At 60.7% G+C, this 12,853-nt stretch carries 12 protein-coding genes and 1 tRNA gene; 7 read left to right on the top strand and 6 right to left on the bottom strand.

What is annotated here, in order from left to right:
• Positions 1-16 precede the first annotated feature (16 nt).
• The 3 genes from AAFX79_13465 to AAFX79_13455 all read right to left on the bottom strand — a co-directional run bounded on the left by AAFX79_13465 (position 17) and on the right by AAFX79_13455 (position 3,986).
• On the bottom strand, positions 17-1,489 hold the full coding sequence (locus AAFX79_13465) for a DEAD/DEAH box helicase (GenBank protein ID MEO1009565.1): 1,473 nt from the start codon (positions 1,487-1,489) through the stop codon (positions 17-19).
• Positions 1,490-1,776: 287 nt separating this feature from the next.
• The gene (locus tag AAFX79_13460; protein ID MEO1009564.1) at positions 1,777-3,321 is read right to left on the bottom strand and encodes a hypothetical protein; all 1,545 of its coding nucleotides are present in this window, start codon (positions 3,319-3,321) and stop codon (positions 1,777-1,779) included.
• Positions 3,318-3,986: a sigma-70 family RNA polymerase sigma factor gene (locus AAFX79_13455; protein MEO1009563.1), complete on the bottom strand. Its 669-nt coding sequence runs from the start codon at positions 3,984-3,986 to the stop codon at positions 3,318-3,320. Before AAFX79_13455 ends, AAFX79_13460 begins: the two co-directional genes overlap by 4 nt.
• Positions 3,987-4,329: 343 nt before the next feature.
• Here AAFX79_13455 and AAFX79_13450 point away from each other — a divergent pair, with 343 nt between their 5' ends.
• From AAFX79_13450 to AAFX79_13440, 3 genes are all read left to right on the top strand, one after another.
• The gene (locus AAFX79_13450; protein MEO1009562.1) at positions 4,330-5,628 is read left to right on the top strand and encodes a DNA cytosine methyltransferase; all 1,299 of its coding nucleotides are present in this window, start codon (positions 4,330-4,332) and stop codon (positions 5,626-5,628) included.
• Positions 5,629-6,754: 1,126 nt separating this feature from the next.
• On the top strand, positions 6,755-6,982 hold the full coding sequence (locus AAFX79_13445; protein ID MEO1009561.1) for a hypothetical protein: 228 nt from the start codon (positions 6,755-6,757) through the stop codon (positions 6,980-6,982).
• Positions 6,983-7,482: 500 nt separating this feature from the next.
• A tRNA-Arg gene (locus AAFX79_13440) sits at positions 7,483-7,556 on the top strand.
• Positions 7,557-7,623: 67 nt separating this feature from the next.
• Here AAFX79_13440 and AAFX79_13435 read toward each other — a convergent pair.
• On the bottom strand, positions 7,624-8,136 hold the full coding sequence (locus tag AAFX79_13435; protein MEO1009560.1) for a restriction endonuclease: 513 nt from the start codon (positions 8,134-8,136) through the stop codon (positions 7,624-7,626).
• Positions 8,133-8,336 carry a helix-turn-helix transcriptional regulator gene (locus AAFX79_13430; GenBank protein MEO1009559.1) on the bottom strand — a complete coding sequence of 68 codons (204 nt, stop codon included), beginning with the start codon at positions 8,334-8,336 and terminating at the stop codon, positions 8,133-8,135. The genes AAFX79_13435 and AAFX79_13430 overlap by 4 nt, the downstream gene beginning before the upstream one ends.
• Positions 8,337-8,439: 103 nt before the next feature.
• Here AAFX79_13430 and AAFX79_13425 point away from each other — a divergent pair, with 103 nt between their 5' ends.
• From AAFX79_13425 to AAFX79_13410, 4 genes are all read left to right on the top strand, one after another.
• Complete coding sequence (locus AAFX79_13425; GenBank protein ID MEO1009558.1) at positions 8,440-9,435, top strand: site-specific DNA-methyltransferase; 996 nt, start codon at positions 8,440-8,442, stop codon at positions 9,433-9,435.
• 10 nt (positions 9,436-9,445) lie between these two features.
• Positions 9,446-10,102 carry a hypothetical protein gene (locus tag AAFX79_13420; GenBank protein MEO1009557.1) on the top strand — a complete coding sequence of 219 codons (657 nt, stop codon included), beginning with the start codon at positions 9,446-9,448 and terminating at the stop codon, positions 10,100-10,102.
• Positions 10,103-10,218: 116 nt separating this feature from the next.
• Positions 10,219-10,482 carry a hypothetical protein gene (locus AAFX79_13415; protein ID MEO1009556.1) on the top strand — a complete coding sequence of 88 codons (264 nt, stop codon included), beginning with the start codon at positions 10,219-10,221 and terminating at the stop codon, positions 10,480-10,482.
• A gap of 34 nt (positions 10,483-10,516) precedes the next feature.
• Positions 10,517-11,842, top strand: a complete 1,326-nt coding sequence (locus AAFX79_13410; GenBank protein ID MEO1009555.1) for a serine hydrolase domain-containing protein — start codon at positions 10,517-10,519, stop codon at positions 11,840-11,842.
• A 3-nt stretch (positions 11,843-11,845) separates the two neighbouring features.
• On the opposite strand, the gene AAFX79_13405 is transcribed toward AAFX79_13410, so the two are convergent.
• Positions 11,846-12,838 carry a hypothetical protein gene (locus tag AAFX79_13405; protein ID MEO1009554.1) on the bottom strand — a complete coding sequence of 331 codons (993 nt, stop codon included), beginning with the start codon at positions 12,836-12,838 and terminating at the stop codon, positions 11,846-11,848.
• Positions 12,839-12,853: the final 15 nt, after the last annotated feature.

The raw sequence follows: 12,853 nt of genomic DNA, 5'->3' as shown, positions 1-12,853 counted from the left end.
ATGTGAGTCTTCGAGCCTACGGCTGCCGGCCCACTTTCTTGAGTCCCGCTATCATCTCTGCCAACATCTGATCGCGGCTCACTGTCGAGGTACACGGATCACCCATCAGGTTCTGCCCAGCTGCTTCCTTGCGCTGCAGCCGGTCGTACTCGTCCATCTCCAAGGTCTCCTCGCAAAGCAGAACAATGATCTCGACATCACGCGTCTGCCCACGACGGTGAATCCGATCCAAGCTCTGAAGGTAATGCGCGGCCTGGTTTGACATCGATTCACAAACAGACACACGAGCGCGATGCAACGTCAAGCCGGCACCAGCCGCGGCGGGGTTGGCCACCATGACCATCGTCGAATCGTCCTCTTGAAAGCGCGATACCAAGTCGCGACGTACAGCTGTGTCAGAAACTGTGCCATCGTACCGAACAGGTCTATATGGCTCGCACAATCCCATGATGGATTCAATTGACTTCGTATAGAACGACCATATGACCATCTTCTCATTTCGTCTTCGAACAACTTCTAGGAGAATCTCTTCGAGAGCCAGCAACTTCGTGGGGGTTTCGCGATAATCGTCGAGAACAGCCTGAGGCGCCGAGCACAGCTGTAGTAACGCTGACCGGCGTGCCAGGAATGACGAGATCTGCTTCCGAAACGAGATATCGGTTGTCTGCTTGAGATCGTCATACAAGCTAGTCAGAGCCGCTTCGTATGCTGCCCGTTGCTGGGGCTGCAGTCGTACAACGGTCGGCCGAATCACCTTTGGAGGGAGATCTGGCAGCACGTCTTGCTTCAAGTGTCTGATAAAGACACCGCATTCCTGCAGCCGCTCCCGTACAACAGGCAACGCTGACTCGCGGTCGTCTGGAATTGACACTCCCGAGAAGGTTGCGCCAAAGTCCACCAGATTGAACTGTTCTACCACATCCGACGCAGCATTCGGAGCTGGAGTACCACACAGTACGTATGCCCGCCCACACCACTCGCGCAGCCTCCGCAAGGATCTGGTGCGCTTTGCATCGATGTTCTTCACATAGAACGACTCATCAACCACAAGCACACTTCGCGGACATCGACGCCTCAGCACAGCTGCGAGATCCGGCTCCATGGAGACCACCGTCTCGAAGTTGGTGACGAGTACATCGGCTCCGCTCTTGATTGCTTTCCGTTTCTCCTTTCGCGTGCCGCCAATGACCATGACGCTGTAGAGATCGCCGCAAAATCTGGTGAAGTCATTCGGCCACTCTGCCACCATGCTTTTCGGTGCGACGATCAGAGCAGAGTCCACTTCATTGCGCTGAACTAGTTGGTCGAATGCAAAGATCAGCGAGACAGTCTTCCCTGCTCCCTGTTCATCAAACACGCAGGCTCCGCACAGTCCTGGTGCCGTCATGACTGCGACATTGGTTACCTGGTGATCATCCAGTACTTCAAGCCCATCCGTATGGCCAAGATCGTCAAGCAGTTCTGCTCGAGATCGGCCTTGCAGTGCCATGGCATCTGATCGATTGGCATGGTGCAACGGTCGTCGTACGCGCCGATTCTCGATGTAGCGAGTGGCCTCCTCAGTCCACAATGTCCCAAGACGCTCCTCCGGTAGGATCACCTGCCCAACACCAGCGTCAGCGATTACTAGGGAAGCTGCCGAACGGCGCAGTGAGATACCTGGATTCGTCTCGCGAAGAGCTGCCGCGACGAGTACCGATTGGGAAGGATCCCGAGGAGTGAGGACCAAGCCGCGTAGAGCAGCATCGACCTTGACATCAACAAAGGGACGAGCGTTCACGAGCTCTCCTCGGTCTCGATCGCACCGATATAGTGACTGACCAAGGAAAGCGATTCATGCAGCCGGGTCCGATTGCGGTCCGTAACTGTGTCGCGGAATGTGCGGAGGGGAAGTTCCTCAAGCCACTTGACGAACGTCTCAATCCGCGTGTTTGCTCCAAGCTCTCTCGCTTCGGCTTTTGCCGTTCGAGCGATCGCGATTGCCTCGGCTATGCGCTCCTGGGCCTCATCCGGATCTGACTCCTCACGAGCCTTGCGTAGAACATCTCGCGCTTCCTGGTTGGCGTAGATGTGCTTCAGATCCCGGATCTGCGCAAAATTCTTGAACTTGCCATCGTAAAGTAGGTCGAAGACCGTGTGCTTGAACGCATCGTCTTGCCCGAGAGACCAAGCAACTCCACCGGCATTCTTCCCCTTCTGCAGCTCATCAAAGTACTGAAAGTACTCGCTCGATCGATGCTTTGTTTCGTATTCATCCTTTCTGCGATCCAGCTGCTGATACTCTTCAAACTCATCGGCCATTTCGACCATCTTGATGTATCGATTCACATGGCTGGCATCAGGGCCGAGCGCAAACTGCTTTGAGATGTCCTTGCGGATGCGAGTTTGCTCCTTGGGCCCAGGTTCTCTCGGCTCAAGGGCTAGACGTGATCTCCATTCCTCGTGGACCTTTCGAGCCTTAACGTACTCCGGCCAATCTTCTTTACAGTCCGGCTCAAAGTTGAGCGACACAACAACTTTGTCGCACTCGTCGTCAGTGGCATCCTCGGTCATCTGCCACACAAAAATTCTGGCAGCACGACGTTTCTCGTGGGCGCCAAACTCAGGATTATGGAGGATGTATTGGCACGCGGTGACCCTGCGATTGCCGTCAAGCAGCCGCCCGTCGGATGCCAAGATTGGCGGTTTGCGAACGCCATTGATGGCGATGCTGCGAGCGAGCTGAACAATCTTGAACTGGTCACGATCATCACCATCCGGAGCGCCCGGCAGGTCCATCCGACTGAGCATGATGTCAATCAGTTCCTCTGCCGATGGCTCACGGCCGGTACGCTGGCGGAACTGGGCCAGGTGAATCTCCAGGCGTTCGTTATGCGGCCAGAGTTGTATATCGCGTGTGTCCACGTAGCCCTGCTTCATGCGGATCTCTTGGCCGTGGAACCACGGTCGTGGCTCAACATATGAGGCGTCCTCAAGCCAAAGTCGCAATGGTGACGGCGCATCGGCCTTGCGAGCGGATGCTTCAGCTTCGATCTGTTCGGCCAGCTGACGAGCATCGCCAACTAATGCGCTTGCTTCAGCACTAATGCTCTCATCTGAAATCGACCGCTGGAGTCGTTCGACTACCACACGGAGCAGACGCACGGCCTCGTCGGGGGGCAGCGGCTCGCCAACAGCTCTACGTACGCTCGCGAGGATCTCATCGTGAGGATCCGTCGCAGCCTGCTCGAGTACGTCCAGAATGCGTCCGAAGGTTCCGTGCTCGTCAGTCGGGTGGCTCGAGGCGTCGCCCGAGTGAACGTCCAGGTCAGAGTTTGTCACGCGTGATCTCCTTCAGCGGATCGTGCGGTATATTCGATACTGGCGTCGACACAGAACCCTTGCTGACGAGCGAGCTCGCGAAGGCGGCGGCGTCCTCTACTTAGACACTGGCGCACAGTGTTCTCACTTAAGCCCGTTGCATCACTGATATCAGCTGCGCTCACATAAAATACGCCGGATTCGACTGCTTCTAGCAGTAACGTCATCACAGTCACAACGTTCTCTTGCCCGAGTCTCGGGATGAGGCTTCGCGCTACTCGCAAGCCTTCGCGAAGGCTCTCGCGGTCTTCGGCTTCCGATTCGGGGATCCCACTGCCGGGGGCTTGCGGTGGAGGCGTGTGCTCCAGAGATGACTCTCGCGCAACCACTCGGGCGCGGGCCGAGCACTTGTGATGGGCTACTTTCCAGATGTAGGCAGTGAAGTTGCGAATCTGACCGGCTGATCGGCATCGTCTATAGGTTTCATCGATCCCCTCTGCGATGGAGGCGTCAACTTGGTCGTGGTCGAGTGCGGGGTGCTTGCCTCGCAGAGTCTTTGCGGCGGCGTCGAGGAAGCCAGCGGCGCGCAGCTCAACGAGCATCTGTCCGGGTTGCCCAGCAATCGCCGCCTTGGCCGCGGCATCGGCGGCATGATGTTCACTATCGATGGTGCTTGGATCAATCAACGCGGGGGGCTCCGGTCAGACAGTGGCTCTACTAGAAAGTGCCTCCTGCGCGACAGGGCTTGGGGAAAAACTGGGGCACTCCCCCTTGCATCCCGGTGCAGAGTGGTGCATACTGGTGCAGTATGTCACCACCGAAAGACCATCCGGTGAAGCGGTTCACAATTTCGCTCCCCGAGGATGCCTATGAGCGCCTCAGGGAGCTTGCCGAAGGACGTCAGCCACCGCTGAGCCTGCGGTACGTCGTCGAGTATGCTGTTCGGGAATTGATTGGGCGTGCGGACGATGGGCAACTGCCTCTCGACTTCGGAAACCCTGTTGCATCTAGAAAGGCAGAGCGATAGCAGTGTCCCGCCGTTCCGTCATATCTTTGTTCTCGGGCGCAATGGGCCTTGATCTTGGGCTCATTCAAGCCGGTTATCAGATCCGGACACTGGTCGAGATCGATAGGTTTGCAGTTGACACAATTCGTCAGAATCGACCTTCGATCCAGCTCATGCAGAGGTGCGGCTTTGGTCTTGTTGATCGGCCGATCGAATCAGTTCCGACTTCCGAACTTCTGGAGATCGCCGAGCTGGATGCGGGTGAAGTCGAACTCGTTGTTGGCGGTCCATGCTGCCAAGCGTTCAGCACTGCTGGCCAGAGAGGTTCACTCGTAGATGATCGCGGGAGTCTGTTTCGTGAGTTCCTCCGTGTAGTACACGAAGCACAACCACGGTTCTTTGTGATGGAGAACGTCCGCGGAGTGCTGTCGGCAGCGATCAAGCATCGTCCCCTGGCCGAACGCGGTCCCGCCTTTCCTCCGCTGCGCCCTAGCGAAGAGCTGGGATCCGCATTCAAGAAAATAGTGGATGAGCTCGCCGAGACGGGCTACCACATCTCTTTCGATCTTGTCAATACGGCTGACTACGGTGTCCCTCAGACTCGAGAAAGAGTCATTATTCTCGGTTCAAGAGACGGCAATCCTGTTTCGACACCGAAGCCTACTCATGGGCGGGACTCCCGGTCTAACCCCTGGGTGAACTTGCGGGTTGTTCTCGACGAGTTGGCAGGCTTACCACGAACGCACACAGATCTATGTCAGAGCAAAAGGCGCTACCTGAGTCTTGTTCCTGCAGGTGGAAACTGGCGAGATTTACCTGCGAGGCTGCAGCGCGAAGCTCTCGGCGGAGCGTTTGATTCCTGGGGAGGAAGAGTAGGCTTCTTTCGAAGGTTGGCATGGGATCGCCCGTCTCCAGCGTTGACGACACGCCCTGACAGCAAGGCCACCATGCTCTGTCATCCCACCGAGTTGCGACCACTCGCTGTTGAAGAGTACGCGGCCATTCAGCAGTTTCCGAAGTGGTGGAAATTCGCGGGTGGGATCCCGCAGAAGTACAAGCAGATCGGGAATGCTGTGCCTGTTGGTCTAGGGCGTGCGATTGGATGTGAACTCCAACTAGCCAAACGTCGACGGCCGAATCAAGAGCTATGCGGCATCGTCCGATGCGCGAACGAGGCACTGCTCACAAGAATGGCAAATCGTCCGCGCACGATTTTGAACCCTGTCAGGATGCGACCAGATTCGGATCCGGATGCCGCCGCTGCTTGGACCCAAAAGCGCGGACGATCTCGGAAATCATATCTGACTGCCGTATCGACCTGACTACTGCCAACAAGCATGGACCGCTCAGCGTTGTGCCTGTGAGTGACTGATTCTCGACGAATCGTCTTCAGCAGATTCTACGTGAAAGCAGAGTCCGCGATTCCAGGCTCCAGAGGCCGATCTAGGCCGCAGATAGCTCAACTCGAGTCCTGTCACCCCGAGATACAAGGCGCGGTCAGAGGACTCGAGTGGGCTGGTTTGGTTCGCCGGGGGTCAGTGTCGAGTGCGCCCCAAAGTGTGCCATGAACCGGCTCGACCGGGACCAGACTTGCACAACAGTCACAGCACCAAACCCCACTCACGGCACCGCAAGGGCGGTATTGGCTATTCGGGGGGGCTGTCGATCCGGTGGTGGCAAAATCCGCGCACTTATTGCTTGCCGATGTGCATAAAGCCTGAGAACCTAGTGCGTTGGAGAACTCGAAGGCTACTCCAAACTGGTTCGTCGGCGGTTTACAGCCCATTGCTCTAGCCGAGAGGTGGATCGGCAGGCCTTGGGTTATTTGGTGGAACTGGCATCTAGATGTGACCGCAGCCAGTCGATCACCAGTCGGTGTTCCGGAGCAACTGGTCGCATGTAGACATCGGCAACCTGTGAGCTGGTGGCATGACCCAGCCAACGCTTTACGTTACCGATCGACGCTCCTGGTCGAGAGCCGTGCTCTGTAGCTCCCAAGTGTCGTAGTACATAGAAGCCGTCGACAGTGTCTTGGAGGCCGGTTTGGATCTTCAGTTGACGCCACCAAGTGGCAATAGTGTTGGTCGCTCCGTGTACGACCGGGCGCCCGGTTCTTGTCACAAATAGAAGAGATCCACTCGGTCTGCCACTGTCCGCCTGGTAGCGTTCAAGATGCGCCCACACACATGGCGGGGTGGCTCCATAGCGATCCACACCGGTCTTCTCGCGTCTGAGGTCGTACGCGTCACGGGCGATCTGGCCAACTCTGACACTCGCGAGATCACGCGGGCCAAAGCCTAGGCCCATCCCAAGCCAGATCATCGCTTGGCCCCGAACGTCCGCGTGGGCGAGGAGCGATTCCAGTTGTGTGACCGTGGGCAGCTGGCGTTCGCGAGCGGGTTCCCCGTGTGCAACGTCTCGTGAATTCCAGTTCCATGGAAGCTGCTGGTGGCCGTGCTCAGGACGCCCGGCGCGATCGATCAGCGATTTCACAATTTGCATCCGCTTCGTCACCAAGGAGGCCGACAATCGAGCTTCAACGAGCGATCGGTTGTACTCCTCGACATCTCGCATGCGGAGATCTTCAAGACGCATTCGGCCCACTGCTCCGGCGCCGTGCCGGGTATTCAAGAAGATCAGGAAGTCCCGGAGTTGCTTGCGGCGGTCGCGGAATAAGGCGCCGGAGATAGAACCTCGGCGTCGGGGGTCGCCTTCGGCTCGTACGCGCGACTCTTCGGCGTCGAGGAGGCCGTTTGCGACCTCAAGGAGTGAGCCCGACAGTGCTTCCTGGGTCTGCGAGCGTGCTCGAACACCCCTGTTCGAGGTCTTCGTACTCGTCCGTTCGGGTACGAGTGGTTCCTCCTCTGACGAGTTCCCGAGGTATTCGGAGACCCAGCGGTGATATCGCCGCAAGGCCTCCGGTTCGTCCGCACGATCGCGCACGCCGAAGCGGTGCTTCTTGGGAATACCAGTATCAGGATCCCGGAAGGAGACGTGCCAGCCAACACCGCGGCTCTCGGTGAAGCAGAGCTTGGGTATCCGTTGCTTCCGGGCGTTTCCGGCCTTGGCCATCGCGCGTATACTCAGGGCTCTGTTCGACGTTCACCACGGCGTCAGCAGACAAATGTAGTGCAGAGCCGATCCTTTTTGTAGTGCATCGGCACGAAAAACAGCGAGCGGGCGTAGCTCAACTGGATAGAGCACCTGACTACGGATCAGGAGGTTGAGGGTTCGAATCCTTCCGCCCGTGCTTGCAAGGCCCGGTTTTACCGGGCCTTGCGTCTTTTTGCGCTACAAGGGCGCTACACCAGGCCCGTCTACCCAGATGGCTCGATCAACCCACCGTCCGAGGTCGGGTAGAGCTTTCGTCCGTTGGTCTGGACAAACCGGAGCGGAATCTTCGGGTTGTTGATGTCCTTCCCGCCCTCGTCGTGCCACTTCGCCCACCACTTCGCGTAGTAGGGCTCCAGATCGCCGGGCGTGAGGAGATAGACCTCCCGAAGCTCGATGCCCTCGTATGCCGCGAAGATCCAGTCAACCTGTCTGTACTTCTCGATGATGACGGGGTTGAGGTGGTGATGGGTTGAGAAGCTCCGAGTGAGTTCGGTGTTGACCGACTTCAACTCGTACTCGTTCCCCTCCGCGTCGATCGCGTCGTTACCGAGGCGACCGGGGAGAATCTTGAGCCCGAGGAGTAGGAGGACCTGGAGGAGCTTTCCGCCGTTGTCCTGGAAGATGTCGTCGATCCCGTGGCGCTTCGCCAGCTCCTGGTACTTCTGGACCGCCGGGAACAGCCTGACGAGTTCCTCGTAGTCGTCGTGTGACTTCACGCGGCGTCCTCCGCGAGGAGGTCCACCACCACGACGCCGAGGGCGTGCGCGAGCTTCTCCATGTTGTCGATCGAGATGTTGCGCTCGCCGCGCTCGACTGAGCCGACGTAAGTCCGGTGCAGCTTCGCCTTTGCGGCGAGAGCTTCCTGGGAGAGGCCGACATCGGTGCGGATGCGGCGCAGGTTCGCCGCGAAGACCATCCGGGCCCGAGTTCTCGACCGTCCCGATACCATGAAGGGAACAGTCGGCTGTTGACGACTATCGGTCTACAGCATATAAGTAGCACTCACGAGGAGGGCTTGGATGGCGCATGGACGGACCCCGATCTACTCAACCGAACTCGGCGCGGCGTTCTGCGGCGACTCCCTCGACCTCCTGGAGGACCTCGCCGACGGCTCGGTGAACCTCGTGGTCACGAGCCCGCCGTTCGCTCTCCAGCGCCAGAAGGAGTACGGGAACAAGACCGGGTCCGACTACATCGACTGGCTCACGAGCTTCGCGGAGGTCGTCTATCGCAAGCTCGCCGACGATGGGAGCTTCGTCCTGGACCTGGGCGGCGCGTACGAGAAGGGAGTACCCGTCCGATCGCTCTACACGTTCCGCGTCGCGATCCGCTTCTGTGACGAGGTCGGGTTCCATCTCGCCGAGGACTTCTACTGGTTCAACCCCTCGAAGCTCCCGAGTCCGATCGAGTGGGTGAACAAGCGGAAGATCCGCGCGAAGGACTCGGTGAACAACGTATGGTGGTTCTCGAAGTCGCCTCATCCGAAGGCGGATGTCACGCGCGTCCTCACCGAATACTCGGAGCGGATGAAGAAGCTCCTCAAGGACCCGGAGGGGTTCTACGAACCGAAGAAACGCCCGTCGGGCCACGACATCGGCAAGGGCTTCGGCAAAGACAACGGCGGCGCGATCCCATCGAACCTCCTCCAGATCCCGAACTCAGAATCGAACGGTCAGTATCTACGCGGCTGCAAGATCGCAGGTGTGAAAGGTCATCCTGCGCGTTTCCCAGCGAAGCTGCCCGAGTTCTTCATCCGATTCCTGTCGGATCCTGGAGATCTCGTCGTTGACATCTTCGCGGGCTCGAACACGACTGGTCAGGTGGCCGAGGCAGAGGGAAGGCGATGGATGTCGTTCGACCTCGACCGCGAGTATGTCGCCGCCTCCATCTTCAGGTTCGCGGGTGCCCAAGCATCCGAGGAAGAACTCCTCGAACTCTACGGTCTAGCGCTTGCGGAACCGGGAGTCGATCTGCGGACCATCCGGGGGCGTGAAACCCTGTTCTCTGAAACATAGGCGGTCCTGCATGTTCGCTGACATCAAGAACGTAGTCGATGTCATCCGAACGGGCGCAAGCGGTGTCGCTGGACTTAGATCCAAAAAGGCGAGGGAAGACGCGCTCCTCGAACTGCTTTCGATCTACTTCGTTCTGCTGGACGTTGTGGAGGATGGCCGCGCCCTCTTGGAACTTGGCGGCTGCGATCCCCTTCAGACGCTCGAAAGAGCATCAGACGAAGACGCCGCCACAATCCTCGAACAGTTCAAAGTCTTCGTTCACCTGCAAGCCGGTCGGCTGTACTCCATCTCTGGTCTGCTCATGGGCCAAGATGTCCTCAGCTTCGTAGATCCCACGCTTCGAGACAAGGTCTCGGAAGTTGTCGGATACAAGGGAGACCGCGTCAAGACGCTCCACGGCGTCGGTTCTGGACTGGTGATCTCGACGATGTTCGGGATTACGGAGAGTCGAGAGGAAGTTGCGAATCTAGTCCAGTCCATGTACACGGATCACAAGTACGACCCGCTCGATGTATCAGCGGCCGCGCGGGAGATCGACGAACTCGAACAGGGTCTGAATGAGCTGCGCGCCATCTGCGAGCGGTTCGCCTCGGATGAGGAGCTTCTTCTGTTGACAAAGAAGGCGCGCAAACGCACACGGTCTGATCCGAGCGACGCGATCGACTGAAACCCCGCCTGGGCTGCCACTCCCAGGCGAGGGGGAGATCCACGAGGGATCCGGATCGAAACCTCGCCGGATCGGTCTCCCGACCCGGCGGGCGTACCAACCCCCAATCATCCCCCATGCCCGACACCATCGAACTCCTGGGCTGGGCCGGCATGGTCCTGCTGCTCGTCGCCTACGCCAACCGCAACACCTTCCACGTGCTGCCCTACTCGGCCCTGAACATCGCCGGGTCGCTGCTCATCGCGGTGCTGTGCTGGAAGCAGGACGCCTGGCCGCCCTTCGGCCTGCAGATCGCCTGGATCGCCATCGCGCTGCGGGACATCGCACGCTGGGTGCGCCGCCCCGATCGGGCGTCCAAGAGCTTGCATCCCCCGGCATGATCGGCGATACTCTCCACGCCTTAGGAGGTCCTCTATGCATCGCATCGCGCTCGCCCTCGCCGCTCTCGGGCTTGCCAGCGGGCCGGCAGCCGCCCAGGACCTGCCCATCCGCGGCCGCGCGATACCCGAGCTGACGCAACTCGACCAGCTCATGCGCGACACGATGGACGCCAACGGCATCACCGCCGGCGTGCTCGGCGTCCGCTTCGAGGGGCGGACGGTGTACATGCGCTCCTTCGGCTGGCAGGACCGCGATCGCACCACGCCGCTGCCGCACGATGCGATGCTGCGGCTGGCCAGCGTGACCAAGCCCATCACCGCCTCGATCATCGACGACCTCGTCCGCGACGGCGATCTCGCGCTGACCGACAACGCCTTCGATCTCGGCCAGCCGGGCGGCGGCATCCTCGATCTCGAGCCGTTCCCCTTGCTGGGTGACGGCCGCCTCGAGGACATCGCCGTGTTCCACCTGTTGCAGCATCGTGCCGGATGGGATCGGGCCGCCGCGGGCAACCACATGTTCCGCGACATCCAGATCGCCGGCGAGATGGGCATCCCCAGCCCGCCCGGCGCGACCAACATGATGCGATGGATCCTGGGCCAGCCGCTGCAGTTCAGCCCGGGCACCGGCTACGTCTACTCGAACCTCGGCTACCTCGCACTCGGCCTGATCATCGAGGAGGTCACCGGCGATGCGTACGGCGACGCGGTGGAGCGGCTGTTTGCCGATCTCGGCGTGCCGGGCCAGGTCGAGGTCGGTCGCACCTTCGCCGCCGATCACAACCCCCTGGAGCCCTGGTACGACCAGGAGGACATCGGCTTCGCCGTCAACGTCTACGACCCAGCGGGCGAGCGCGTTCGCTGGCCCTACGGCGGCTGGAATCACGAGGGCGCCCGCTCCGTTGGCGGTCTCATCGCGACGGCCGAGGCCATCCTCCGCCTGGCAGACAGCCGCGTGCTCTTCGGCACCATCTCGGGCCGCCGCCGCACCGGGTCCGAGGGCCCGAGCTGGTTCACGGCGCACAGCGGTTCGCTGCCCGGCACCGATACCGTGGCGTGGCAGCGGGGCAATGGCGTGAGCATCGTCGTGCTCTTCAACCACCGCGACCAGACGTTTCGCAGCGCCTGGAGTGTCGACGTCGCCGAGGAAATCGATCAACGGGTGCTACGGGGCGAGATTGCCTGGCCGCCCTGCGCGCCCGACCTCGACCGCGATGGCGAGCTGACCCTTTTCGACTTCCTGGCCTTCAGCAACCTGTTCGACGACGGCTCGATGGAAGTCGATTACGACGGCGACGGCGCACTCACGCTCTTCGATTTCCTGGAGTTCCAGAACCTCTTCCAGGACGGCGGCTGCTAGCGGCTAGCGAGAGGACTCGCGCAGCAGCGCGGCCAGCTCCTCGGTCGGCTCGTCGAACGAGCACGAGCCGTAGCCGAGCGCGAAACGGCTGCGCTGCTCCGCCGCGACCGCGACAGGCACGCGGTGATTCCGCCAGCCCAATTCCCCGTCGGTCACCACGAAGCTCGCGGCGTCGCGATCGCCCAGCAACTCGATCGCCGCCGCCTCGTCGATGGCGCGAGCGCCGATCAGCACCGCGGCCGTGAACACGTTCACGAACCCGTGCATCGTGCCCGTCGCGCTGCCGTTCTCGTACGTGAGGCGATACGCGCCCGGCAGCGCGTGGTGCAGCCCCGCGGTGCACTTGAAGGCGACGCCCGCGGTGCGGCAGGCGATCATGAAGCCGACGATCCGCGCCGCCGAGGGGAACAGGTCCGGCGTCACGCCGCCGCATCGGATCTTGGCGGCCGCCCCCGTGCCCGCCAGCGCCGCCACGTAGCCGCGGACGTCGACGCCGTCGTCGGCCGACCCGGGCACCTCGATGGCGACCTGCAGTTGCTCGGGGATGACGTCGAGCAACGCATCGATCTCGTCGACCGCCTTCACCGGCGTCTCGATGGCGTCGACGACTGCCAGCCCCTGGTCCTCGTCCTCGTGCCGGTGGTTGAACGCGCGGATGTGCTCGAGCGAATCGTCGACCGGCGACGCGTCGTTGTGCGGCACGATCGCGCTAATCCGCCACGGGTCGGCGTGCTCCGCCATCTCGCGGTAGCCGCTGGTGGCGTAGGTGCCCGGCATCAGGATCTGGGCGTGCTTGGTCAGCTCATCGAGCCGGCCCGCCGGACAGATCAGACGCCCCAGCATCGCGGCGTTTGCGCCGCGGAGGTACCGCGCGTAGTTCTCTGCGGCGGGCGGCATGTCGAGCGACGCGGGCGGAAACAGCCCCGCGTAGTCGATCAGCCCATGCGTGAGCACGCTGGCGGCCTGCGGGAGCGCATTGGTCGTGTCGGGCGTCATGGCGTGAGGCTAGCC

It is taken from the genome of Planctomycetota bacterium, assembly GCA_039819165.1.
In the GTDB taxonomy this organism is placed as follows: domain Bacteria; phylum Planctomycetota; class Phycisphaerae; order Phycisphaerales; family UBA1924; genus JAHCJI01.
The sequence above is the reverse complement of the archived record's forward strand: the minus strand, read 5'-3'. Positions and strand labels throughout refer to the sequence as shown.

Excerpts from the sequence above, each read along its gene's own strand:
- AAFX79_13465 (MEO1009565.1), bottom strand. The coding sequence starts at position 1,489 with ATGGCACTGCAAGGCCGATCTCGAGCAGAACTGCTTGACGATCTTGGC.
- AAFX79_13430 (MEO1009559.1), bottom strand. The coding sequence starts at position 8,336 with ATGGTCTTCGCGGCGAACCTGCGCCGCATCCGCACCGATGTCGGCCTC.
- AAFX79_13425 (MEO1009558.1), top strand. The coding sequence starts at position 8,440 with ATGGCGCATGGACGGACCCCGATCTACTCAACCGAACTCGGCGCGGCG.
- AAFX79_13420 (MEO1009557.1), top strand. The coding sequence starts at position 9,446 with ATGTTCGCTGACATCAAGAACGTAGTCGATGTCATCCGAACGGGCGCA.
- AAFX79_13415 (MEO1009556.1), top strand. The coding sequence starts at position 10,219 with ATGCCCGACACCATCGAACTCCTGGGCTGGGCCGGCATGGTCCTGCTG.
- AAFX79_13410 (MEO1009555.1), top strand. The coding sequence starts at position 10,517 with ATGCATCGCATCGCGCTCGCCCTCGCCGCTCTCGGGCTTGCCAGCGGG.
- AAFX79_13405 (MEO1009554.1), bottom strand. The coding sequence starts at position 12,838 with ATGACGCCCGACACGACCAATGCGCTCCCGCAGGCCGCCAGCGTGCTC.